Source organism: Rhizobium sp. SG741 (assembly GCF_012275435.1).
Classification (GTDB): Bacteria; Pseudomonadota; Alphaproteobacteria; order Rhizobiales; family Rhizobiaceae; genus Rhizobium; species Rhizobium lusitanum.
This window is the reverse complement of the sequence record NZ_JAAZQP010000001.1, coordinates 220,807-245,932: the sequence shown is the minus strand read 5'-3', so window position 1 is coordinate 245,932 and position 25,126 is coordinate 220,807. Positions and strand designations below refer to the sequence as shown.

At 60.0% G+C, this 25,126-nt stretch carries 19 protein-coding genes and 1 tRNA gene; 15 read left to right on the top strand and 5 right to left on the bottom strand.

Features of this window, described 5'->3' with window-relative positions:
- The first annotated feature begins 189 nt into the window (after positions 1-189).
- Both FHT29_RS01250 and FHT29_RS01245 read left to right on the top strand, forming a co-directional pair.
- The gene (locus tag FHT29_RS01250) at positions 190-1,257 is read left to right on the top strand and encodes a cyclic nucleotide-gated ion channel (protein WP_047555323.1); all 1,068 of its coding nucleotides are present in this window, start codon (positions 190-192) and stop codon (positions 1,255-1,257) included.
- 213 nt (positions 1,258-1,470) lie between these two features.
- Positions 1,471-2,409, top strand: coding sequence for a LysR family transcriptional regulator (locus FHT29_RS01245; RefSeq protein ID WP_168599017.1), 939 nt, complete (start codon positions 1,471-1,473; stop codon positions 2,407-2,409).
- On the opposite strand, the gene FHT29_RS01240 is transcribed toward FHT29_RS01245, so the two are convergent.
- On the bottom strand, positions 2,360-3,094 hold the full coding sequence (locus tag FHT29_RS01240; protein ID WP_047555442.1) for an SDR family oxidoreductase: 735 nt from the start codon (positions 3,092-3,094) through the stop codon (positions 2,360-2,362). The two genes, FHT29_RS01245 and FHT29_RS01240, sit on opposite strands and share 50 nt — an antisense overlap.
- A gap of 193 nt (positions 3,095-3,287) precedes the next feature.
- Between FHT29_RS01240 and FHT29_RS01235 the strand changes: the two genes are divergently transcribed.
- Positions 3,288-4,262 (top strand): alpha/beta hydrolase, encoded by a 975-nt coding sequence (locus FHT29_RS01235; RefSeq protein WP_168595354.1) that lies wholly within the window; start codon positions 3,288-3,290, stop codon positions 4,260-4,262.
- Between the two features lie 3 nt (positions 4,263-4,265).
- Here FHT29_RS01235 and hisN read toward each other — a convergent pair whose 3' ends face one another.
- Entirely contained in the window at positions 4,266-5,039 is a 774-nt protein-coding gene (gene hisN / locus FHT29_RS01230; RefSeq protein WP_168599283.1) for a histidinol-phosphatase, read from the bottom strand.
- A gap of 352 nt (positions 5,040-5,391) precedes the next feature.
- A complete protein-coding gene (locus FHT29_RS01225) occupies positions 5,392-6,291 on the bottom strand; it encodes an N-formylglutamate amidohydrolase (protein ID WP_246702969.1) in 900 nt (299 codons plus the stop codon).
- 269 nt (positions 6,292-6,560) lie between these two features.
- Between FHT29_RS01225 and cpdR1 the strand changes: the two genes are divergently transcribed.
- Positions 6,561-6,923 (top strand): response regulator CpdR1, encoded by a 363-nt coding sequence (gene cpdR1, locus FHT29_RS01220; protein WP_004117561.1) that lies wholly within the window; start codon positions 6,561-6,563, stop codon positions 6,921-6,923.
- 84 nt (positions 6,924-7,007) lie between these two features.
- Positions 7,008-7,082: transfer RNA gene (locus FHT29_RS01215), tRNA-Val, on the top strand.
- A gap of 138 nt (positions 7,083-7,220) precedes the next feature.
- On the opposite strand, the gene FHT29_RS01210 is transcribed toward FHT29_RS01215, so the two are convergent.
- Entirely contained in the window at positions 7,221-7,529 is a 309-nt protein-coding gene (locus FHT29_RS01210; RefSeq protein ID WP_037196369.1) for a hypothetical protein, read from the bottom strand.
- A 213-nt stretch (positions 7,530-7,742) separates the two neighbouring features.
- Here FHT29_RS01210 and FHT29_RS01205 point away from each other — a divergent pair, with 213 nt between their 5' ends.
- Complete coding sequence (locus tag FHT29_RS01205; protein WP_037196367.1) at positions 7,743-7,973, top strand: hypothetical protein; 231 nt, start codon at positions 7,743-7,745, stop codon at positions 7,971-7,973.
- Between the two features lie 85 nt (positions 7,974-8,058).
- Positions 8,059-8,529 (top strand): hypothetical protein, encoded by a 471-nt coding sequence (locus FHT29_RS01200; RefSeq protein ID WP_037196365.1) that lies wholly within the window; start codon positions 8,059-8,061, stop codon positions 8,527-8,529.
- 18 nt (positions 8,530-8,547) lie between these two features.
- Here FHT29_RS01200 and FHT29_RS01195 read toward each other — a convergent pair whose 3' ends face one another.
- Positions 8,548-8,796 (bottom strand): hypothetical protein, encoded by a 249-nt coding sequence (locus tag FHT29_RS01195; protein WP_168599016.1) that lies wholly within the window; start codon positions 8,794-8,796, stop codon positions 8,548-8,550.
- Positions 8,797-9,203: 407 nt separating this feature from the next.
- On the opposite strand from FHT29_RS01195, the gene FHT29_RS01190 reads away from it, so the two are divergent.
- The 8 genes from FHT29_RS01190 (at position 9,204) to glgB (ending at position 25,110) form a co-directional block, all read left to right on the top strand.
- Positions 9,204-10,292, top strand: a complete 1,089-nt coding sequence (locus tag FHT29_RS01190) for a DUF475 domain-containing protein (protein ID WP_168599015.1) — start codon at positions 9,204-9,206, stop codon at positions 10,290-10,292.
- Positions 10,293-10,587: 295 nt separating this feature from the next.
- Positions 10,588-12,015 (top strand): mannose-1-phosphate guanylyltransferase/mannose-6-phosphate isomerase, encoded by a 1,428-nt coding sequence (locus tag FHT29_RS01185; protein ID WP_037196362.1) that lies wholly within the window; start codon positions 10,588-10,590, stop codon positions 12,013-12,015.
- A gap of 181 nt (positions 12,016-12,196) precedes the next feature.
- Positions 12,197-15,517, top strand: coding sequence for a transglutaminase family protein (locus FHT29_RS01180; RefSeq protein WP_168599014.1), 3,321 nt, complete (start codon positions 12,197-12,199; stop codon positions 15,515-15,517).
- Between the two features lie 13 nt (positions 15,518-15,530).
- Entirely contained in the window at positions 15,531-17,948 is a 2,418-nt protein-coding gene (locus FHT29_RS01175) for a circularly permuted type 2 ATP-grasp protein (protein WP_047555317.1), read from the top strand.
- Positions 17,949-17,952: 4 nt separating this feature from the next.
- Complete coding sequence (locus FHT29_RS01170) at positions 17,953-18,834, top strand: transglutaminase family protein (RefSeq protein ID WP_037196359.1); 882 nt, start codon at positions 17,953-17,955, stop codon at positions 18,832-18,834.
- Between the two features lie 134 nt (positions 18,835-18,968).
- Complete coding sequence (locus FHT29_RS01165) at positions 18,969-20,168, top strand: pilus assembly protein TadG-related protein (RefSeq protein WP_037196358.1); 1,200 nt, start codon at positions 18,969-18,971, stop codon at positions 20,166-20,168.
- 275 nt (positions 20,169-20,443) lie between these two features.
- The gene (locus FHT29_RS01160) at positions 20,444-22,906 is read left to right on the top strand and encodes a glycogen/starch/alpha-glucan phosphorylase (protein ID WP_037196357.1); all 2,463 of its coding nucleotides are present in this window, start codon (positions 20,444-20,446) and stop codon (positions 22,904-22,906) included.
- Positions 22,903-25,110, top strand: coding sequence for a 1,4-alpha-glucan branching protein GlgB (gene glgB / locus FHT29_RS01155; RefSeq protein WP_037196355.1), 2,208 nt, complete (start codon positions 22,903-22,905; stop codon positions 25,108-25,110). Before FHT29_RS01160 ends, glgB begins: the two co-directional genes overlap by 4 nt.
- The last annotated feature ends 16 nt before the right edge of the window (positions 25,111-25,126 follow it).

Here is a 25,126-nt window from a genome sequence, read left to right as displayed (position 1 = left end):
CGCCGGAACCGGCATAGTCTTGCGCGATTCCAAAGAATGTCCGAAGCGATCGAAATCTGATTGAAAAGACAGCCACAATTGCTTGTTTCACTGGCCAGGACTTGGCTGCTGTGCATGTCCCGCCAGCCCTTTACGTTTGGACCGAAGCCATCCTATTCTAGAAAAGTGGCAGCCCACCCGGGGTATTGAATGTCGGCGCTCCGTTTCTCGAAGATTTCCGCATCGCTGAACGCGCTGTTCGTTGCAATCGGTCTGTTGACCGTGGCTGCACTTACGTTGCCGAACATAACGGGACAGACCAGGCTCATCTTGGAAGTCCTGCTCGCCGGCATCTGGGCTGCCTATGTACTGCAATTGATCGAGACGCTGATCATGCAGCGGATGAGAGACGTTCGCGGCAGGGCATTGGAAATCGCGGTCGACGTGCTTGCCGTTTTAGTCCCTGTGGCCGCATTCTTTTTCGTCGGCGGCCGCGACCAAAGCCTCTATTGTGCCATCTGGCTGCTGAAGCCGCTGCGCGGCTCAACCTTCTTCCGACTGCTGGGCAGGGTCCTCACCAAAGAAGCGCGCAATCTGATCGGCGTTACCTCGATCTTCGGCATCGTTCTGTTCGGCGCGGCGCTCGCAGCCTATATCATCGAGCGCGACGTCCAGCCTGACAAGTTCGGCAGCATCCCCCTAGCGATGTGGTGGGCGGTGGTCACGCTGTCGACCACCGGCTATGGCGACGAGATTCCGCAAAGTTTCGCCGGTCGCGTCCTTGCCGGGCTGGTCATGATGAGTGGAATCGGCATCTTTGCGCTGTGGGCCGGCATCCTCGCCACCGGCTTTTATGAAGAAGTGCGTCGCCAGGACTTCGTGCGCAATTGGCAGCTGGTTGCGGCAGTGCCGCTGTTCCAGAAGCTTGGTTCGGGCGCACTCATCGAGATCGTGCGAGCGCTGAGACCTCGCGTCGTGCCGGCCGGCGCCATAATCTGCCGCAAGGGCGAGACTGGCGACCAGATGTTCTTCATCGTCGAGGGCCGGGTCAGCGTCGCCACACCGAACCCTGTGGAGCTCGGCACCGGCAGTTTCTTCGGCGAGATGGCGCTGATCAGCGGCGAGCCCCGCTCGGCGACCGTCAGCGCCGCGACTGAAGTCTCATTGCTGTCGCTCTATTCATCGGACTTCCAGATGCTGTCGAGCAGCAGCCCGGAGATCGCAGACATCATCCACAAAACCGCTCTCGAACGACGCGGTGCGACACCGAAAACCTGATGCAGACGACGTTGTGACAAAAACGTAGTTGCAAGCGTCGTAGGTGCCAACACCCGAGAAATTTCGAGCAACGGATAGCCCGGACCCACCGTTGACTTTTTGCGATCATTTCGTGACGTGTTGACGCTGACACAAGCGATATGGCAGCGTCGTCTGTATTGCGCCTCTCGTCATTTGATGGCGCCTGTTCCGACCTTAATTGGGCACGGCTCGATGCATCCTAGACTACTCAAGACATTCCTCGCGGTCGCCCGGAACCGGAGTTTCACTCGCACAGCCGAGGAGGTCCATCTCGCCCAATCGAGTGTGAGCGATCAGATCCAGTCGCTCGAAACCGAACTTGGCGCGGCGCTCTTTATCCGGTCGAGATCGGGCTTGGAGCTGACAGCGGCGGGCGAAACATTAAGACGCTATGCCGAAGAAATTCTGACGGTTGCGGACGAGGCGCGCGCGGCCGTCGAGGCAGCCGCCGGGGTTGCAGCTGGGACGGTGACGATCGGCGCGCTGGAGACGGTTGCTTCCATGAGGCTTCCGCAATGGTTATCGACTTTTCAGAACGGTCATCCTGATATCAATCTACGAGTGAAGGTCGCCGGCAGCGGCGATCTGTTGCGAAAGCTCGAAGACGGCGAGATCGACATCGTCTTCTGTTTTGACAAGGACGGTCTCGATGAAGGCCTGGCGAAGCGAACTATATCGGCAGAGCCGTTGATCCTCATCATGCCTCCCCAGAAGGAAGCCGCGCCGAAAAGAGGCGACTTGTCCACGCTTGCCTCCATGAGCTTTGTGGCAACAGAGGTCGGCTGCGTCTATCGACACCTGCTCGACAAGGCATTTGACGCGGCAGGGATGGCGGCACCGAAGCTCGCTGCGGAAGTCGGCAGCATCGGCACGATTGCGCGGCTCGTTGCTGCCGGAACCGGCGTCAGCCTGGTTCCGCGACTTGCCGTCGCCGACGCACTCGATCGTGGCGAAATCAGCGAAATGCCTTGGCCGGGTCCAATGCGGGCAGCGTCGCTTGTGATGATCTGGCGGCGCAGGCGTATTCAGCCGCCGATCCTGAAACTGCTGCTGGCGACCGCAAGCGACAGTTTCGCGCCGGCTAAACCAGCCGATGCCCGCCCTCGACATGCAGTATCGTGCCCGTTGTAAAGGCATTGCCCATCAGGAAGCTGATGGCATCGGCGATGTCTTCCGGTTGTCCCACCCGCCCAACCGGCAGTCGTTTTGCCATGGCGCTCAGTGTCTCGTCTTTCTTGTCGCCGGCAACGAACGTCCAGATGGGCGTGTCGACCCAGCCAGGCGAAACAGCATTCACGCGGATCGGCGCCACCTCGACGGCGAGCGCGCGAACCAATCCTTCCAGGCCCGCATTGACCGCGGCAACGACCGATCCCCGCGCCGCGGGACGATAGGCCGCGATACCGGATGTGAAGGTGATGGAACCGGCAGGGGAGAGCACTGGTACGCCATATTTCGCGAGCAATAGCGGTCCGTAGAATTTACTTTCCACGACCTTTTGCGCTGCCCTGAGATCCAGTGAAGGCAGCAACTCATAAGCACCTTCGATATCGGCGGCTGTGCTGACGATGTGATCGAGTCGACCGACCCGCTCAAATAGATCGGCGACTTGGCCCTCTTGCGTGATATCGGCGGCGACAGTGGAGAGCGCCGCACTTTGCAGTTCCGCGCCGGTGCGTTTAAGTTTGTCCTCGTTCCGTCCGACGATGATGACCTCGGCGCCGATGGCGAGCGTGCGTCTTGCCAGCGCCAGGCCCATTCCGGAGCTGCCGCCGACAATAAGAATTCTTGAATTCGCGATTTCAGCAATTGCCATGGCTTTCATTCCCACAGGTGATGACTATGGCTGAGAATTCGCAGAGAGGCGCAAGGAGAGGAAACGGAGAAAAACGATAGTATCATCGGAAACGCCGATGGAGGGATATCGCGGCCAACAAACCTGTTGCAATTCCCCCAACCTGCGCTATCCCCTTGAGGTGAGCCATTTGTCAGCGAGGCGCGACATCGCAATGGATTCGATCCTCTATTCCACGGCAGACAATCCGGTGCCGGAGAACCGCACCGAGGGGTTCTTCGAGAGTTTCGACGGGCGCAAGCTGCGCTACGCCGTTTTCCGCTGCGAGCAGCCGGTCGCCAAGGGCACCGTCGTGCTGCTTCAAGGACGCAACGAGTTCATCGAGAAATATTTCGAGACGATCCGCGATCTCACGGCCAAGGGCCTATGGGTGGCAACCTTCGATCTTCGCGGCCAGGGCGGCTCGGAGCGGTTGTTGAAGGATCCGCTGCGCGGCCATATCAGGCGATTTTCGGATTACGAACACGATCTCACTGCCTTCCTCGACAAAATCGTTCTGCCGGATACGCGCCTGCCCTTCTTTCTTCTCGCGCATTCGACCGGTGGCCTGATCGCCCTGTCCGCAGCGCCAAGGCTCGCAACCCGTATTGAACGCATGGTGCTGTCGGCTCCCTTTATCGGGTTGACCGGCCACGGCGTCTCTCCGGGCCTTATCCGCTTTCTTTCCGGTGCGGTCAGCGGCGTCGGGCTCGGACGGATGCAATTCAGCAAGAAATTCAAGGAACGGCCTTTCGGCGAGAATCCGCTGACCACCGACGAGCAGCGCTATCGGCGCAACGTCGGCATTGGCGAGGCCTATCCGCAACTCAGCCTCGGCCCGCCGACGGCGCGCTGGCTGTCGCAAGCCTTCCATGCAATCGAGCGCGTCAACAGGCCCGAACACCTGTTTTCGATCCCCATTCCGACCGTGCTGATCGCGCCGACGCGAGACGGCGTCGTGCCTTATGTCGATCAGGAGCGGCTGTCGCGCTATTTTCGCGCAGCACAGCTTGTGCCCATTCACGGCGCCAAGCATGAAATCCTGCAGGAGCGGGATATCTATCGCAATCAGGCCCTTGCGGCCATCCATGCGTTCATTCCCGGCAGCGATGCGGAAACCACTGCCTATGAGGTGGAGGCGGAAGCCTAGCGCTTATCGAGACAGGATAGCGCGCGCCTGGTCATACACGGCGCGGCTGCCTGCCGCGATGATCGTGCCGCCCATTTCCGGCCGGCCGCCATCCCAGGTGGTGATGATGCCGCCAGCCTGCTCGATGACGGGAATGATGCCGCCGACATCATAGGGCTTCAACGAATTTTCGATGACGAGATCGACGTGACCGGCGGCGAGCAACGCATAGGCGTAGCAATCCGTGCCGTAGCGGAAAAGGCGGACCTGGCTCTCGATCTCGCGATATCTGGCAAGCTCCTCGCCGACGAAGAGATGCGGCGAAGTCGTGAACAGGATCGCGTTCGACAGGCTGCCGCAATCGCGGACCTCGAGTCGCCTTTCGCCGTCGGGGCCTGAGTAAGTCGAGCTGTTGCCATCGGCGAAATAACGCTCGCCGGTAAAGGGCTGGTCGATCAGGCCCATGATGGCGCGGCCGTTCTTCTGCAAGCCGATCAGCGTTCCCCAGACGGGCACGCCCGAGATGAAGGCGCGCGTGCCGTCGATCGGATCGATCACCCACACATACTCGCGATCGAGACCGATACTGCCGTGTTCCTCGCCCAGGATGCCATGATCGGGAAACTCAGCCTCGATCAGCGAACGAATCGCCACTTCGGCGGCACGATCCCCTTCGGTCACCGGATCGAAGCCCTTGGCTTCCTTGTTGACCACATCGACGCCGGCGCGGAAGCGCGGCAGGGTTTCGGCCTTGGCCGCCTCGGCCAGACGAGAGAAGAACGTGTGATCGGGAAGCATGGTCAATCCGATTAAGTGACGGGATGAGCGATCCATAGCGCATATAGCTCCTGAAGCAAACCGGATGATGACGCAGTGGGCGCAATGCCTGTCAATCGGGCAAAATTTCAGAATTTGCCTAAATATTTTGCACCGCAATAAAATGCTTGACATTTGTGCAGTGCGGGATCAATATCCAGCTACAGTCTTTTGACTGTAAATACCCTCCTTGGGTGTTTCCTCCCTAGACTTAGCCGCGCCACGAGCGCGGTTCTTTTTTTGTCGGGGTTATTTTGTCTCATGGGAACGGCGCGACCAACGCGGGGCGATATCTTGCCATCCTTAGCGTGCCGAATGGGCGGGAGAGATGCCCCTATTCCGCCGCCAGCGCCGGATCGCCCGTGTAGGATTCCACATGCTCGGCCATGCGCTTCATGAAAAGCGTGATGGCGGATGCGACCTGATCGAAATCCGGGCGCTTCTCCAGCGTCACCTCGTCGACGTAGAGCGAGCGGTTGACCTCGATCTGCAGGGCATGGAGCCCGCGGGAGGGACGGCCGTAATGCTCGGTGATAAAGCCACCGGCATAGGGCTTGTTGCGCACGGCATTGAAGCCGAGTTCTTCGAGGATCTGCATGGCGGCGCGCGAAAGTTCCGCCGATGCGCTGGTGCCGTAGCGGTCACCGAGAATGAAATCCGGCCGCGCATTGCTGCCGGCGATGCGGATATTGCCCGGCATGGAATGGCAATCGACCAACACGCCGAAGCCGAACTTGACATGCGTGCGCGCGATCAGTCGCCGAAGGGTGGAATGATAAGGCTTGTAGATGGTGTCGATGCGCTTCAGCGCATCCTCCACCGGCACCCGCCGGGCATAGATCTCCATATTTTCCGCGACGATTCGCGGGATCGTGCCGAGACCGCCGGCAACCCGCAGCGAATTGATGTTGGCATAGGATGGCAATGCGCCGTCGAACATGCGCGGATCGAGCTCGTAGGGCTCGCGATTGACGTCGATATAGGCGCGCGGAAAATTGGCGAACAGCAGCGGTGCGCCGAGAGAGCTCGCCGCCGAAAAAAGCTCATCGACGTAGTGATCCTCCGAGCGGCGGATGGCGATGCCCTGCAGGCGGGATTGAGCGATGAAATCGGGGGGGTAGATGCGGCCGCTATGTGGCGAGCTATAGACAAACGGTATCGTCTGGGAGACGGGCTCCAATACTTCGTAAATCTCGAAACTGCGCATTTCTGCGGACATCAACGTCTTTACCATGTCAACAACTTGTCGCAGTAATCATGTTGCCAGTTGCATGCCTGCAAGTCCATAGTAACTTGAGCAAAATGGCCTTAATCCAAAGCGCCGTAACCGAAATCTCCGAATGCCCGACCAGCGGAAACGCAAAGCGTTTTCGTGGGATGCACTCACGCCTCGAATAAACAGGGAATGCCGCATCCGGCCGGTATTCACGGCTTGTTTACGGCAGAGCGCTAACCTAAACGCTGGACGAGTCCAACAAGACAAGATTGATTAGCGAAGAGATGATGACCCAAAAGATACTTCTTGCCGAAGACGATAACGACATGCGTCGCTTCCTTGTGAAGGCGCTCGAAAAAGCCGGCTACAAGGTCTTGTCCTTTGACAATGGAGCAAGCGCATACGACCGGCTGCGCGAAGAGCCGTTTTCGCTGCTTTTGACCGATATCGTCATGCCGGAAATGGACGGCATCGAGCTGGCCCGCCGCGCCACCGAGCTCGATCCCGACCTGAAGGTGATGTTCATCACCGGCTTTGCCGCCGTGGCGCTGAACCCTGATTCGAAGGCTCCGAAGGATGCGAAGGTGCTTTCCAAGCCTTTCCACCTCCGCGAACTGGTCGACGAAGTCAACAAACTCCTTGCCGCCTAAGGCTTCCGGCGGTCGCGTCACAAAACCGAAAAAAAGCCTATTGACGGCAACCAAGGTTTTGTGATCTATGCGCCGCCATCGGATGGGCGTGTAGCTCAGCGGGAGAGCACTACGTTGACATCGTAGGGGTCACAAGTTCGATCCTTGTCACGCCCACCATCCTAATTCGCTGAAAAGCAAGGCCTTTCGAGCAATCGAAAGGCCTTTTTAGTTTCGCTTTGTCGAGCTGCGCTCATCTGGTCGCGGCGCCTGCTTGTCCCAAGCAATGTTCCGCGAGCCGAATTGACCTGTCGGCCGTCAGCGATCCAGAAAATTCCGGAATACCGCCGTCGTCGGATAGGCATAGGCGCCGCGATCCACGAAGCTGTGGCGATAGAGGCAATCTCTCAGCGCCAGCCAGTAGAGGGTGCTGTTCGGGTCCGGCGACCCGCGGTGCCAGGAATAGGCCTCGGGCTCGCAATAGTTGAGAGCCTTGTTGTATTTTGCCAGCAGCACCGGATCACTGTCGACTCGGACGCCGTGGTATGTCTGATAATTAGAAGGCGCCTCGCCCGCGGAGACGCATGCCAGGCTCAAAATCGCCCCCAGCGCTAACATCATTCTCATGTGCTTTAATCTCCTGCTTTTCGCGTCTCGAATATTCGAGCGCAAGCCCGAGAATAATCACCTTTTTACAGATAGCCAATCACATGCTGCTGTCCGTCATGGTTGCGGTCACCCGGGATCCGTCGGGGCGATTTCCCGCCATAAGCCGCTTGACTTCCGGCCGCGCCGTCATCCTACTGTCACACTAACGCATCGATCATACGGGAGGATGAGATGACGGTGGTGAAGCGGCAGTTCTATAAGAACCACAAGCCTAATGGCGACGAATATATGTTCCACCTTGCCCGCGACTCCGAAAGCGGCGAAGTCTTCGTGATCCGCCAGGCCGACTACACCGTCGATGGTGGCAGCGAGAAAGCCATGAGCCTCTACGAGTTCCTGGCCGGCGGCGGTAATCGGCAGAAAGCCCTGCTGCAGCTGATCGGCTCACTCGTGCCGGAATGACGGCAAGCGCGCCTGCGCATCGCGGCTTTGGGTTGACTGCCACATTTTGATCGGCAAACCTATAGGGGCTTAAAAGGAGCCGCTTATGCGATTCGCATGCATTGCTTTTGGATTGACGGCGCTGGCCGCTACGTCGGCTGCGGCCGTGGAAAATTTTCCGGCTCAGGGCGTCACCGCGGTCAGCGGAAAATGTTCCAAGCTCGTGGTTGGCAAGCTCGACGTCAGCAAAGGCTGTAAGACCGAGGTCGCCAGCGTGACGGGGCCGGACGGCATAGTGACCTTCATTTTCACATCCGGCGGCAAGATGCTCGGCTTCCAGGGCAACGGCGGCGGCATCAAGCCCGGCAGTCAGAAGGGCACGGCGCAGTTGCCGATCGAGGTCATCTCCACCGGCGCCGGCAACAAGATGTCAGGCCAAGTCGAAGCCAAGGGCACCTGCACCTTCGGCAATCCCTATTCGGGCAAGCCGGTCACCATCGAATGCTCGGCAAAATCGACTGAAATGAGCTTCAACGGCAGCTTTACGTCCGACGGCAAGACGCCACGTCACAAATAAACAGTCGGCGGCGGCCTATTAGTGCGAACCGCCTTTTCGCCTGTTGCCGTGATTGGCATCGGCTGGCGCTTCGCGCGAGAGATCGGCGCCGTTGACATGGGCGGGAACATGCACGTCCTCTTGCGTCACGGGGTGCAGCGTCAGATCGACCTGGTGCGGCGGCAATACCTGCGCCTGACGCAGCGTATTCGACCGCGCCTTCTTCTGCCGTTCCGTCAGTTCCGGCTTCGGCTCCCGTGCATTTCGTTGGATGGGATTGGGACTCATGGACGTTTCTCCTGTCGGTCGCTGTTATCCAGACACTAGAAGCCGCCTGGCAGATGGGACAAACATGCCCGAAGGTCAAACGCCGCCTTTCCCGTTTGGTTCCCCGAATTCTCAATTAGTGGGAGCAATGGTCTCGACCGCGATTTCAACCCTTGACGTGCGTCGCGACTTCACTAACTATGGGTCATCTCCGCGCCTTCTGACATCGGCGACGGATTGAACTTTGGTGCCGGGCCCCTCTGGCGAGAGTTTTTACGGCGCTCTCGCGATGTCGGTACCGCCTGCAGATGAGCCGGCGGATTTCTTCTTATGAACAGCTTTACCATGCGTTATCCGCATGCCGTCTCCGGCATGTGGTTGCGCGCTCGATCCGGATATCGTCATTTCGTCTGCCGCGAGGTGCGCCCATGACGCCGCCCGCAGCCTCCAAATCCGTGCTCAGCTATTTCGGCTGGGCTTTCGCCGTCACCTTGGGCGGCCTTGCTCTCGGCGGCCTGCTGGGCTGGAACGCCACCGGGACGTTCGGCGGCCTTGCCACGGCCTTCTTCATCTGCGCGGTGCTGGCCGTATTGGAGATTTCGCTCTCCTTCGACAATGCCATCGTCAACGCCAACAAGCTGAAGGAAATGACCCCGGTCTGGCAGCATCGCTTCCTGACCTGGGGTATCATTATTGCCGTCTTCGGCATGCGCATCGTCTTTCCGCTGGCAATCGTCGCCATCGCGGCCCACATCAACCCGTGGGAAGCGCTGAAACTTGCGGCCGCCGAACCGGAACAATATGCGCGGATCATGCAGGATGCGCATCTCGCCATCGCCGCCTTCGGCGGCACCTTCCTGATGATGGTTGGCCTCACCTACTTCTTCAACCATGAAAAGGACGTGCATTGGATCAGCTTCCTGGAGAAGCGGATGGCGCATTTCGCTACCATCAAGGGCGTCGAAATCGCCTTCGTGCTGATCCTTGTTCTCATCTTCAGCTCCCTGCTCGACGGCAATGAGTCGACGACATTCCTTCATGCCTCGATCTACGGTCTCCTGACCTTCCTGCTGGTCGAGGTTCTCGCCGGATTTCTCGATGCCTCCCAAAAAACGATGAGCGCAGCCGCAAAGGGCGGTTTCGGTGCTTTTCTTTATCTGGAAATCCTCGACGCGAGTTTCTCGTTCGACGGAGTGATCGGAGCCTTCGCACTCACCCAGAACCTGTTCGTCATCGCCATCGGTCTCGGCATCGGCGCGATGTATGTTCGCTCCATGACGATCATGCTGGTGGAGAAGGGCACGCTCGCCCACTATCGCTACCTCGAGCATGGCGCCTTCTATGCCATCCTGATCCTGTCGGTGATCATGTACATGCAGACGCTGATGCATATCCCCGAAGTCATCACCGGCCTTGGTGGTGCTGCCTTGATCGGTGTCTCTCTCTGGTCGTCGATCCGCTACAACAAGCATAACGGCGTTGCGCATGATGAACGGAGCCACAGGGCGAAGGCGTAAGCGCGCAAGCGATGGCCGCCGCCGCATCTCGAGCCGGTTGGCGGCCATATTTCGCAACGTCGAAGCCCTTTCGAGGGCTTTCGTCTCGATATCCGGGACCATGGTCCTGCGTGCGTTCATCAGAATTTCCACACGAAGATCGCCGAATGTTTGCGATCACAGCAGATAGGCCTAGCGTTTTCTGCAAAAATATCGCAATGGCGATAGAAGTTGTCCAAGAAGCGTGAGCGAGGAACGCAAAAGTTGCGATCTGTCGCGATAAGCTCCCGAATGAAGTGTCTAGGAGAGGCAGAGCATGGCAGCCAAAATCGTTCCGGTGATCATGGCAGGTGGCAAGGGCACGCGTCTGTGGCCGCTCTCGCGCGCCTCCGCCCCGAAGCAATTCATCCAGTTCATCGGCGACAGAACGCTGTTTCAGAATACGCTGGAACGCGTTTCGGATCCGGAACTCTACGAGGCGCCGATCGTCCTCACCAACGAGGAGTTCCGCTTCCTCGTCGCCGAGCAGGCACGCGAACTGGACCTTAAGCTGGCCGCCGTGCTGTTGGAGCCGGTCGCCCGCAATACGGCTGCCGCCGTCGCCGCCGCCGCCGCACTCATCACCGATCTTTTCGGCAAGGACGCGATCATGCACGTCCTCGGCTCCGACTATGAGATCCACGCCAACGCGACCTACTACGACTGCGTGCGTCTGGCTCGCGATACGGCACTCCAAGGCAAGCTCGTCACCTTCGGCATCACACCGACCGAGCCCGCGACCGGTTACGGCTACATCGAAAGCGGCAAGGCGCTGCCGACCGGTGCCCATGCCGTCAAGCGCTTCGTCGAGAAGCCGGCGCTGGAAAAAGCCCAGGAGATGGTTGCAAACGGCAGCTTCTACTGGAACTCGGGCATGTTCATGTTCTCGGCTGCCCAGCTTCTTGCCGAGATGAAGGAATATGCACCCGATGTCGAAAAGGCCGCCAGCAAGGCCGTTTCCAAATCGACACGCGATCTCGATTTCACCCGCCTGGATGCAGATCATTTCTCCAAGAGCCCCGATATCTCCATCGACTATGCGCTGATGGAAAAGACGGCCAATGCAGCCGTCGTACCCTCGCCCTTCACCTGGTCCGATCTCGGCAGCTGGGATGCGGTCTGGAAGGTCGGCAATCGCGATGAAAGCGGCAATGTCTCTGCCGGTTCCACGACGCTGGTCAACACCAAGAACTCACTCGTGATGTCGCACAGCCTCCATATTGCCGTGCAAGGCCTTGAGGACGTCGCCGTTATCGCCAGCGAAGACGCCGTCTATGTCGGCCATCTCAAGGATAGCCAGGAAGTCGGCAAGCTCGTGAAGCTCTTGGCGAGCGAGAAGAAGACCGCCAAGCTCACCGAGACGCATCCGACATCCTATCGCCCCTGGGGCGGCTATACCTCGGTGCTGAACGGCGAGCGCTTCCAGGTCAAGCGCATCTTCGTGCTGCCAGGCAAGAAGCTGTCGTTGCAGAAGCATCACCATCGCTCCGAGCACTGGATCGTCGTCAAGGGCACGGCGGAAGTGACTGTTGGCGAGAACGTGCAGATGCTGCGCGAAAACGAATCGATCTATATCCCGCTTGGCGAAGTGCACCGTCTCTCCAACCCCGGCAAGATCCTGCTCGAACTGATCGAAGTGCAGACGGGCTCCTATCTCGGTGAAGACGATATCATCCGCCTAGTCGACGAATTCGGCAGAAGCTGAATTCCCGCAGTAAAACAAAGATTTCGAAACGGCGGGCGCAAACCCGCCGTTTTTATTTTGGTATTGTGCGACAAGACTTTGGCAGTCCACCGAGATGTCTTGCATTCTCTCGCTGCATTGCACACACTGCCTTTGGGAACAGCAACCACCGCACAACGATGCGGGCAAGGCAAAGAGACATATGGCGATCAAGGCAAGCATCTATCATCTCACCCATTACAAATACGACAATCCGATCCGCCTCGGCCCTCAGATCATTCGCCTGAAACCTGCATCTCATTCCAAGACCCGCGTTCTCAGCCACTCGCTGAAGGTCACGCCGTCAAATCATTTCGTGAACCTGCAACAGGATCCCTACGGCAATTACCTCGCCCGTTTCGTCTTTCCCGATCCGGTGACCGAGCTGAAGATCGAGGTCGACCTCGTTGCCGATATGACCGTTTACAATCCCTTCGACTTCTTCGTCGAAGAGGAGGCCACCAAATGGCCCTTCGCCTATCCCGAGACGGTCCGCGAGGATCTGTCGATCTATATGACGCCGGAAGAAACCGGCCCCCGCCTGCAGGCCTTCCTCGACACGCTCGACCGCTCCGAACAGCCGACCGTCGACATGATCGTCGGCATCAATGCAAGACTGCAAAGAGAAATCGGCTACGTCATCCGCATGGAAGCAGGCGTCCAGACGCCGGAGGAGACCCTGGAAACGGCGAGAGGGTCCTGTCGCGACTCAAGCTGGCTGTTCGTTCAGGTTCTCCGCCATCTCGGCCTCGCCGCCCGCTTCGTTTCCGGCTACCTCATACAGCTCAGGCCGGACCTTAAAGCGCTCGACGGCCCCTCCGGCACCGAAGTCGATTTCACCGATCTGCATGCCTGGACGGAAGTCTATCTTCCCGGCGCCGGCTGGGTCGGCCTAGACCCGACCTCGGGGCTGCTCACCGGCGAGAGCCATATTCCGCTCGCCGCCACGCCGCATTACCGCAATGCCGCTCCGATCTCCGGCGGCTATTTCGGCGAAGCCAACACCGAATTCGATTTCGACATGAAGGTCGTGCGCGTCGCCGAGCATCCGCGCATCACCAAACCATTCTCCGACGAAAGCTGGGATGCGTTGAATGCGCTCGGCAACCAAGTCGATCGCATTTTCAAGGAAGACGACGTGCGCCTGACCATGGGCGGCGAGCCGACTTTCGTCTCGATCGACGATTTCCAATCGGAGGAATGGAACACAGCCGCCGTCGGCCCGACCAAGCGCGACAGGGCGGATCAGCTGATCCGCCGCCTGCGCGATCGCTTCGCGCCCGGTGGCTTCCTGCATTACGGCCAGGGCAAATGGTATCCGGGCGAAAGCCTGCCGCGCTGGACCTTCTCGCTCTACTGGCGCAAGGACGGCAAGCCCGTCTGGCAAAACCCGGCCTTGATCGCGCAAGAGACCGCCAAGACCGGCGCAACTGCGGACGATGCTGGAAAGCTTCTGAGCGCAATTGCCAAGGAGTTGGCGATCGACCCCGACATGGTGCTGCCGGCCTATGAAGACCCCGCCGAATGGATCATCAAGGAAGGCAGCCTGCCGGAAAACGTCGACCCGTCCAATTCCAAACTGAAGGACCCGGAGGAGCGCAGCCGCATCGCCCGCGTCTTCGAGCGCGGCCTGACGACGGCGACCGGCTATGTTCTTCCCGTGCAAGCCTGGAATGCACGGGCCTCGGGCACGCGTTGGGTCAGCGAGAAATGGCGTACGCGCCGCGGCAAGATCTACCTGGTGCCGGGCGACTCGCCGATCGGCTACCGCCTGCCGCTCGGCACCCTGCCCTATGTGCCGCCATCGCGCTATCCCTATATCCATACCGTCGATCCCTCCATTCCGCGCACGCCCTTGCCCGACGTCATCGTGCCGGCGGGCCGCGCCATGCCGGAAGCCTCGTTCCAGGCCGACGAAAGCGGGCAATCGCGCGTCGAACAGACGCTCGGCGATATCCGAGGTGCTGTACGCACGGCCATCTCGGTCGAGCCGCGCGACGGCCGGCTGTGTGTCTTCATGCCGCCGACCGAGGGGATAGAGCAGTATCTCGAACTTTTGGCCGCCGCCGAGAATGCGGCTGCTGAGCTCGGGCTGCCGGTGCATATCGAAGGCTATCCGCCGCCACAGGACGAGCGCATCAACGTCATCCGCGTCGCACCCGATCCCGGCGTGATCGAGGTCAACGTCCATCCCGCATCGAGCTGGCAGGAATGCGTCGACATCACGACGGCGGTTTACGAAGAGGCCCGTCAGACGCGTCTCGGCACCGACAAGTTCCTGATCGACGGCCGCCACACCGGCACCGGCGGCGGTAACCATGTCGTGGTCGGCGGTGCCAATCCGAACGACAGCCCGTTCCTGCGCCGTCCTGACCTGCTGAAGAGCCTGGTGCTGCACTGGCAGCGACATCCCTCGCTCTCCTACCTCTTTTCCGGCCTGTTCATAGGCCCGACCAGCCAGGCCCCGCGCATCGACGAAGCGCGTCACGACAGCCTCTACGAGCTGGAAATCGCGATAGCCCAGGTGCCGGCGCCCGGTCATGGCATTCCGCCCCTGCCCTGGCTTGTCGACCGCCTGTTTCGCAATCTTCTGACCGATTCCAGCGGCAACACCCATCGCTCGGAAATCTGCATCGACAAGCTGTTTTCGCCGGACGGACCGACAGGGCGCCTCGGTCTGGTCGAGTTCCGCGGCTTTGAAATGCCGCCCAATGCCCGCATGAGCCTTGCCCAGCAATTGCTGGTGCGCGCCCTCATCGCCCGCTTCTGGCGCAATCCGATCGACGGCAAGTTCGTGCGCTGGGGCACGACGCTGCACGATCGTTTCATGCTGCCGCACTATGTCTGGCAGGATTTCCTCGATGTGCTCGCCGATCTCCGTGAAAACGGCTTCGATCTGCGTTCCGAATGGTTCCAGGCGCAGCTGGAATTCCGCTTTCCCTTCTGCGGCGAGGTCGAATACGAAGGCAACAAGCTGGAACTGCGCCAGGCGCTCGAGCCTTGGCATGTGCTGGGCGAGGAGGGCGCGATTGGAGGTACAGTCCGATACGTCGACTCGTCGGTGGAGCGCTTGCAGGTACGGCTCGAAACCAGCAACCCCACGCGCTACACAGTGTCCTGCAACGGGCGCCCGATGCCGTTGACGTCGACAGGCGCCTCGGGCGTTTCTGTCGCCGGCGTGCGCTACAAGGCATGGCATCCGGCTTCGGGCCTGCATCCGGTTTTGCCCACCGATACGCCACTGACCTTCGACATTTATGATACATGGTCACGCCGTTCGATCGGCGGCTGCATCTATCATGTTGCCCATCCGGGTGGCCGGAACTATGACGTTTTTCCCGTCAACGGCAACGAGGCCGAAGCGCGACGCCTTGCGCGATTCGAACCTTGGGGGCATACGGCTGGCGGCTACGGCCTGCGGCCGGAGGCGGTATCGGCGGAATTCCCGCTGACGCTCGACCTCAGACGGCCGGCGGGAATTTGAAGCGGAAATATGCATGGCTAGAAAACCGGCAGCGGAACGGCGCAACGAGGTAAAGGCTGGCATCGGCAACGATCCGGCCTTTGCCTATAGCGCGCTGCCCGGCGTTGCCGACGAGATGGTCGACAATACCGGCGCCGTGCGGCCGGTCTGGCAGAACCTGCTGTCAGCGCTGAGCCGCATGTCGGAACAGGAGCTGATGGAGCGTTTCGCCCGCGCCGATCGCTACCTGCGCGATGCCGGCGTTTTCTATCGCGCCTATGGAGCGACAGGCGTCAGCGAGCGCGAATGGCCTATTTCCCATATCCCGGTGCTGATCGACGAGCGCGAATGGCAGACGCTCTCCGAGGGCCTGCGCCAGCGCGCCGACCTGCTTGAAGAGGTCATTGCCGACATCTACGGCGACAACCGATTGGTAAACGAAGGTCTGTTGCCGCCGGCCCTGATCGCCGGCAATCCGGAATTCCTGCGGCCGCTGGTCGGCGTCACGCCTGCGAACGGTCACTATCTGCACTTCCTGGCCTTCGAGATCGGCCGCGGTCCTGACGGCAACTGGTGGGTGCTGGCCGATCGAACCCAGGCGCCGTCCGGCGCCGGCTTTGCGCTCGAAACCCGCGTTGCCACGACCCGCGCCTTCTCGGACATCTATGCCGAAACCAGGGTGCACCGCCTCGCCTCCTTCTTCGGCGCCTTTCGCGATGCCTTGCTTGGCGACAAGCACGGCACTGAAGGACGCGTCGCCGTTCTGACGCCGGGCCCGGCCAACGAAACCTATTACGAACACGCCTATATCGCCCGTTATCTCGGCTTCATGCTGCTCGAGGGCGAAGACATCACCGTCGTCAACGACCAGCTGATGGTGCGCACCGTGGCCGGGCTGCGGCCGATCAGCGTACTCTGGCGCCGCCTCGACGCCTCCTACGCCGATCCGCTGGAGCTCAATCAGCACTCCCATATCGGCACGCCGGGTTTGGTGGAGGCGCTGCGGGCGCAGACCGTCTCAATCGTCAACGCCCTCGGCTCCGGCATTCTCGAAACCCGCGCCCTACTTGCCTTCATGCCCACCATCTGTCGGCATCTGCGCGGCGAAGAGCTGAAACTACCATCGATCGCCACCTGGTGGTGCGGCCAGAAGAGCGAGCGCCAGCATGTCGCGACCAATATCGAGAAGATGGTGATCGGCCCGGCCTATTCCCGCATGCCCTTCTTCGACGACAGCGGCCAATCGGTGCTGGGCTCGACGCTGCGCAGCACCGCCCGCGACTCGATCGCCGACTGGCTGGCGACCGACGGTCACAAGCTGGTCGGCCAGGAAGTCGTCACCCTTTCGACGACGCCGGCCTGGGTCAACGGCAAGCTGATACCGCGGCCGATGAGCTTGCGCGTCTTCGCCGCCCGCACGGACAACGGCTGGCAGATCATGCCGGGCGGATTTGCCCGCATCGGCAGTGGTGATGATGTCGCCGCCATTGCCATGCAGGCGGGCGGCTCGGCCGCCGACGTCTGGATCGTCTCCGACAAGCCTGTGGAAGCCCACACGCTGCTGCCGGCGGAAGAGACCTTCACCCGCAACATGCCGGGCAGCCTGCCGAGCCGCGCAGCCGACAATCTTTTCTGGCTCGGCCGCTATATCGAGCGGGCCGAGGGGGCCTTGCGCATCCTGCGCGCCTGGCATGGGCGCTTCGCCGAAGCCGCCGATCCCAACCAGCCGCTGCTCGCCGACGTCACCGCGTATCTGGCCGCCATCGACATAGACACCGAGAAAGCCGTACCGGAAAGCCTGCTGCGCAACATCGACAGCGCCGTCTACTCGGCCAGCAACATTCGCGACCGCTTTTCCCCGGACGGCTGGCTGGCGCTGACCGATCTTGCCAAGACCGCCCGCCGTTTCAAGGAGAGGGTGAAGCACGGCGACGACGCCAGCCACGCCATGACGATCCTCTTGCGCAAGCTTGCGGGTTTTGCCGGCCTCGTGCACGAGAACATGTATCGCTTCACCGGCTGGCGCTTCCTGTCGCTCGGGCGCTATATCGAGCGCGGGCTGCACATGACGCGGCTTCTCGGCCATATGTCCGGTCCCGAGGCGCCCGATGGCGCGCTCGACATGCTGCTCGAAATCGGTGACAGCGTCATGACCCACCGCCGCCGCTACAACGTCAACACAGCGCGCCTGACGGTGACCGACCTTCTGGCGCTCGATCCGCTCAACCCACGCTCGATCCTCTTCCAGATGAACGAGATCCACCGCGAAGTGGAGCAATTGCCGAACGCCTTCGTCAACGGTCAGATGTCGCCCTTCTATCGCGAAGCCATGCGGCTGCATTCGGGCCTTGCGGTCATGACGCCGGAAACGATGACCGGCGAGGTCTATCAGCGGCTGGAACGCGAGCTGGAACGCCTCTCGGACCTGCTGGCCCGAACTTATCTCGGATGATGTGATGCTATACGACCTGTCGCTGCACATGGGCTATATCTACGACGCGCCGGCCAGCGGCGCACGTCACATCGTGCGTTTGCTGCCGCTGTCGCTGACCAACCGTCAGCGGCTGATCGCCGGCTCGCTGAAGGTTACGCCGCATCCGGACGAGCAATCGAATTTCACCGATTTCTTCCAGCATTCGGCAACATCGATCCTGGTGCGCGATCCGCACGAGAAGCTTGATATCCGCATGCAGGCGCGCGTTCAGGTGGAGAGCCAGCCCGTCGCGGCCGACTTCTCGCCCTTGCTCGCCAAACTGCCCGATGAGGTCAGCGACTGCTGGTCGGTCGACCCCTCCTCGCCGCACCATTTCCTCGCCAGCAGCCCCCGCCTGCCCGAAACAGGCGAAATCGCCAGCTACAGCAGGCAATGGAAGACGACGAACCTGACGACCATGCAGATCGCCCATGCGATCTGCTCCCAGATCCACAAGGATTTCGTCTACGATGCGAAGGCGACCACCGTCGATACCACGCCCAAGGAGGCCTTCCGCCTGAAACGCGGCGTCTGCCAGGATTTCTCGCATGTGATGATCATCGCGCTGCGCAGCCTGGGCATCCCGGCCGGCTACGTCAGCGGCTTCCTGCGCACCATCCCGCCGCCGGGCAAGGAGCGGCTGGAGGGAGCAGACGCCATGCATGCCTGGGTGCGCGTCTGGTGCGGAGAAACCGCGGGCTGGATCGAGCTCGATCCGACGAACAATATTCCCGCCGGAACCGATCATATCGTCGTCGCCTATGGCCGCGATTATTCCGATGTCGCGCCGGTCATCGGCGTGCTCAAGGGCTATGGCAGCCAGAAAACCGTCCAGGCCGTGGATGTCGTTCCGGTAAAACAGTAATAAACCAAGCCAAAATGAGACCGATCCGGCAGTTTGTTAAATTTCGAACTGCCGCTTAAACGGTCGCCTAATATTTGTGACCGATAGTCCCGCCCATTCTTGAGGCCTTTAACTCTCTCCAACAGGCGGACATGATGATCTCCGGTTCGGATAAACTTCGCACCTTAAAACAACTTCTACGTGATAAGGCGGGAAACTTCGGCATCCTTACAGCGATTGCGGTGCCGGTGTTGGCCGCTGCAGGTGGCGTCGCGATCGATGTCACAAACATGTCGCTATCGCACAGCCAGCTCCAGGAAGCTACGGATTCCGCCGCGCTTGCCGCTGCAACGGCGCTTGCCGAAGGCAGCGCCACGACGACGACCGCCAAGGATCTCGCTAACAATTTCGTCCTCGGCCAGATGTCGAACTATCTTGCCGGGGATACGAACACCACGAATGCCCTCAAGGCAGGGACTTCGACCACCATTACGTCGAGCAGCAACTCATCCGGTGGCACCAGCTATTCCGTTGCCGTCAACGCATCCTACAATTTGTCAGTGAACGGCATGAGCCAATTGCTCGGCCTGCATGCGATGACCATTTCCGCATCGAGCTCTACAACCAGCGGAACTGCAGTTGAGAAAACCGCATTGTCGATGGAGATCGCGCTCGACAAGTCCGGCTCGATGCTGCTGAACACCAACGTCATCGATACAACACAGACCAGCTGTATCCAATATTATACTGACGGAATCTACCTATATCAGTATTCGAAGCCCAAAAGCCCTTGCTATATCAAGAAGATCGCAGCTTTGAAGACGGCGGTCGGCACTCTGCTCGACCAGCTCGATGCGGCCGACCCCAGTTCGCGATATGTCCGCACGGCGGCCATAGCATGGAGCAGCCAGGTCGATAGCTCCAGCACACTTGCCTGGGGGACGAAGTCGACCCGCAACAATGTCATTAGCGGGCTGAATGCCGATGGCGGCACCGAGTCCAGTGCACCGATGACATTGGCGTATAACAGCCTCATTGCACCCGCCGAAGCAACCGAACAAGCCAAGAAGGGCAATACGAAATTTCAGAAATTCATCGTCTTGATGACCGATGGAGAAAACAATGCCACCAGTTCGGATCAGAAGACACTAGACACATGCACGACGGCAAAAGCTGCCGGCGTACAAATCTATACCGTCGCCTTCATGGCGCCGACTCGTGGTCAAGATCTCTTGCGGAGTTGTGCATCGAACTCCTCCAATTACTTTGATGCACAACAAATGTCCGATCTCCTCGCGGCCTTCAAAACCATCGGCGCGCAGGCATCGAAACAAACTACGCTCCTAACGAAGTAATAGGTGCGCCGCTTGATTCACAAGAAAGCCGCTCCAGATTGCTCTGGAGCGGCTTTTTCTTGTCGATCAATCTGTCGATAAGAGCCGGAAAAACAATCGAAATCAAGTCCTTTCACCGCCCCGGAAGCGTTGGCTCGCTATTTTCGCATCCGCGTCATTCACCTGTTGCAACTGCTTTACATCGGTGCGTAAAGTGATAGTGAAACGGAAAGGCAATTTGCTTTATTCAGACATAACACTCTGAATATAAAACACAAATGGCGAGAGTTGATAGTATGAATAACTTGACGAAGGCCGATCTCCCCGTTCCAGCGCCCCGCAGTTCCCGCCCTGAAATCCTCGCGGAAGAAATCATCGAACGCCTGACCTACCGCATCGGCAAGGATGCGAAAGTTGCCAAGCCGCACGATTGGCTGACCGCGACGATCCTCGTCATTCGCGACCGCGTTATCGACAGATGGATGGAATCGACCCGCAAGGTCTATGAGACCGGTGCCAAGCGCGTGTACTATCTATCTCTCGAATTCCTGATCGGCCGCCTGATGCGCGATGCCGTCTCCAATCTCGGCCTGATGGAAGAAATCACCAACGCGCTGGCTTCTCTCGGCGTCGATGTCCGCGTCATCGCCGGCCTTGAGCCGGACGCAGCGCTCGGCAATGGCGGCCTTGGCCGTCTGGCCGCCTGTTTCATGGAATCCATGGCGACCGTCGAAGTGCCGGCCTATGGCTATGGCATTCGTTACGTGCACGGCCTGTTCCGTCAGCAGATGGCCGACGGCTGGCAGGTGGAATTGCCGGAAACATGGCTCGCCCACGGCAATCCCTGGGAATTCGAACGCCAGGAAAGCTCGTATGAAATCGGCTTCGGCGGCGGTGTCGAAACAGTCAGCGGCCATGACGATCAGCCTCGCTATGTGTGGAAGCCGGCCGAACGCGTGATTGCTGCTGCATTCGATACGCCCGTCGTCGGCTGGCGTGCTAAGCGCGTCAACACGTTGCGTCTCTGGTCGGCTCAACCGATCGATCCGATCCTGCTCGACGCCTTCAATGCCGGCGACCACATCGGCGCGCTCCGGGAGAGCAACAAGGCCGAGAGTCTGACGCGTGTTCTCTATCCGGCCGATGGGACGCCCGCCGGCCAGGAGTTGCGCCTGCGCCAGGAGTTTTTCTTCTCGTCGGCCTCGCTGCAGGACATTATTCGCCGCCATCTGCAGCAATATGACGATCTGACCAATCTGGCCGACAAGGTCGCGATCCAGCTGAACGATACGCATCCGGCCGTCTCCGTCGCCGAAATGATGCGCCTGCTGGTCGATATTCATGGCTTCGAATTCGACAAGGCCTGGGATATCACCCGCAATACCTTCGGCTACACCAATCACACGCTTCTGCCGGAAGCGCTGGAAAGCTGGCCCGTGCCGCTGTTCGAACGGCTCCTGCCGCGCCACATGCAGATCATCTACGCCATCAACGCCAAGATCCTCGTCGAAGCCCGCAAGGCCCGCAATTTCAGCGACTCGGAAATCCGCTCGATTTCATTGATTGACGAGAACGGTGACCGGCGTCTGCGCATGGGCAATCTCGCCTTTGTCGGTTCGCATTCGATCAACGGCGTTTCCGCACTGCACACCGACCTCATGAAGGTCACCGTCTTCGCCGACCTGCACAAGCTCTATCCGGACCGCATCAACAACAAGACAAACGGCATCACGCCGCGCCGCTGGCTGATGCAGTGCAATCCCGGCCTGACCGGCCTCATTCGCGAGGCCATCGGCGATGAATTCCTCGACGATGCCGAGAAGCTGAAGCCACTCGACAAGTTCGCCCGGGACAGCGCCTTCCAGGAGAAATTCGCCGCCGTCAAGCGCGCCAACAAGGTGCAGCTTTCCAATCTCGTGGCCAGCCGGATGGGCATCAAGCTCGATCCGAATGCAATGTTCGACATTCAGATCAAGCGCATCCACGAATACAAGCGCCAGCTCCTGAACATTATCGAAACCGTAGCGCTCTACGATCAGATCCGTTCGCATCCCGAGCTGGATTGGCAGCCGCGCGTCAAGCTCTTCGCCGGCAAGGCGGCGCCGAGCTACCACAATGCAAAGCTCATCATCAAGCTGATCAACGACGTCGCCCGCGTCATCAACAATGACCCGTCGGTGCGCGGCCTGCTGAAGGTCGTCTTCGTGCCGAACTACAACGTCTCGCTGGCCGAAGTCATGGTTCCGGCCGCCGATCTCTCCGAGCAGATTTCGACCGCGGGCATGGAAGCCTCCGGCACCGGCAACATGAAGTTCGGCCTCAACGGCGCGCTGACGATCGGCACGCTGGACGGCGCCAATGTCGAAATGCGTGACAATGTCGGCGAGGACAACATCGTCATCTTCGGCCTCAAGGCGGACGAAGTCGCCAGCCTGCGTAGCGACGGCCATGACCCCCGCGCCGTCATCGAACGCTCGCGCGAGCTGTCGCAAGCGCTTGCGGCCATCGCGTCGGGCGTCTTCTCTCCCGACGACCGCAATCGCTATACCGCCCTGATCGAGGGCATCTACAGCCATGACTGGTTCATGGTCGCCGCCGATTTCGACGCCTATGCCTCCGCTCAGCGCGAGGTCGATATACTCTGGGCCGATCCGTCCGAGTGGTATGCCAAGACGATCAACAACACCGCTCGCATGGGCTGGTTCTCCTCCGACCGGACGATCCGTCAATATGCCAAGGAAATTTGGAGAGCCGGATGAAAAAGCCGAAAAGACCCGCTGACGGCACAAGCTTGAGGGACATTTCGGCAGACGAAATTGCTGCAATTCTCGCAGGCACGCATTCGGACCCGTTCGCCGTTCTCGGCGTGCATCGGACGGATGATGGGTTTGTGGCCCGCTGCTTCATTCTTGGCGCCGAGGCCGTGACCGCCATGGCACTGGACGGTTCCGTCATCGGCGAGCTGGATTGCCTTGATCCGGCGGGCTTCTTTTCCGGCGATGTGAAACTTACCAAGCAGCAACCGGTGCGCTATCGCGCCCGGCGCGGCGATGCCGAATGGGCGGTGACCGACCCCTACAGCTTCGGCCCGGTTCTCGGACCGATGGATGACTATTTCGCTCGCCAGGGCACACATTTGCGGCTGTTCGACAAGATGGGCGCCCATCCCATGAAGCATGAGGGCGTCCAGGGCTTTCATTTCGCCGTCTGGGCGCCGAACGCCCAGCGCGTTTCTGTCGTCGGCGACTTCAATAATTGGGATGGCCGGCGGCACGTCATGCGCTACCGATCGGATTCCGGCATCTGGGAGATCTTTGCGCCGGATGTGCCGGCCGGCGTAGCCTACAAGTTCGAAATCCGCGGCAAGGACGGCGTTGTGCTGCCGCTGAAGGCCGATCCCTTTGCCCGCCGGAGCGAATTGCGCCCGAAGACCGCTTCCGTCACGGCCAACGAATTGACCCAGGTCTGGGAGGATGCGGCCCATCGCGAGCATTGGGCGAGCGTCGACCAGCGCCGTCAGCCCATCAGCATCTATGAGGTCCATGCAAGCTCCTGGCAGCGCCGCGACGACGGTTCCATGCTGTCCTGGGACGAGCTCGCCTCGCGCTTGATCCCCTATTGTGTCGATATGGGCTTCACCCATATCGAGTTCCTGCCGATCACCGAGCATCCCTACGATCCGTCCTGGGGCTATCAGACCACCGGCCTCTATGCACCAACGGCCCGTTTCGGCGAGCCGGAAGGTTTTGCCCGCTTCGTCAACGGCTGCCACAAGGTCGGCATTGGCGTCATCCTCGATTGGGTGCCGGCGCATTTCCCGACCGACGAGCATGGCCTTCGCTGGTTCGACGGCACGGCGCTCTATGAGCATGAAGACCCGCGCAAGGGTTTTCATCCCGATTGGAATACGGCGATCTACAATTTCGGCCGTACCGAAGTTCTCTCCTATCTCGAGAACAATGCGCTCTTCTGGGCGGAAAAGTACCACCTGGACGGTTTGCGCGTCGATGCCGTTGCCTCCATGCTCTACCTGGATTATTCGCGCAAGCACGGCGAATGGATCCCGAACGAATATGGCGGCAACGAGAACCTCGAGGCGGTCCGTTTTCTCCAGTCGATGAATGCGAGGGTCTACGGCGCGCATCCGGGCGTCATGACCATTGCCGAGGAATCCACCTCCTGGCCGAAAGTGTCGCAGCCGGTCCACGAAGGCGGCCTCGGCTTCGGCTTCAAGTGGAACATGGGCTTCATGCACGACACGCTGAGCTATCTCTCCCGCGAGGCCGTGCATCGCAAGTACCACCACAATGAGCTGACCTTCGGCCTGATCTATGCCTTCTCGGAAAATTTCGTCCTGCCGCTCTCCCATGATGAAGTGGTGCACGGCAAGGGATCGCTGATTGCCAAGATGGCCGGCGACGACTGGCAGAAATTCGCCAACCTGCGTGCCTTCTATGCCTTCATGTGGGGCTATCCCGGCAAGAAGCTGCTCTTCATGGGTCAGGAATTCGCACAGTGGAGCGAGTGGAGCGAAGAGCGGGCGCTGGATTGGAACCTGCTGCAATATCGCATGCATGAAGGCATGCGGCGCCTCGTGCGTGATCTCAACTTCACCTATCGCAGCAAACCGGCATTGCATGCCCGCGACTGCGAGGGCGATGGCTTCGAATGGCTGATCGTCGATGATTTCGAGAATTCGGTCTTCGCCTGGCTGCGCAAGGCACCCGGTGAAAAACCGGTTGCGGTCATCACCAATTTTACGCCAGTTTACCGCGAGAATTATACGTTGCGCTTGCCGGCGGAGGGGCGGTGGCGTGAAATACTGAACACCGATGCCGACATTTATGGCGGCAGCGGCAAGGGGAACGGCGGGCGTGTCCAGGCCGTCAACGCGGGCGGAGGCGTACAGGCGACGATAACGCTGCCTCCGTTGGCGACCATCATGCTCGAACCGGAATTTTGAGATCATTACCGACAGG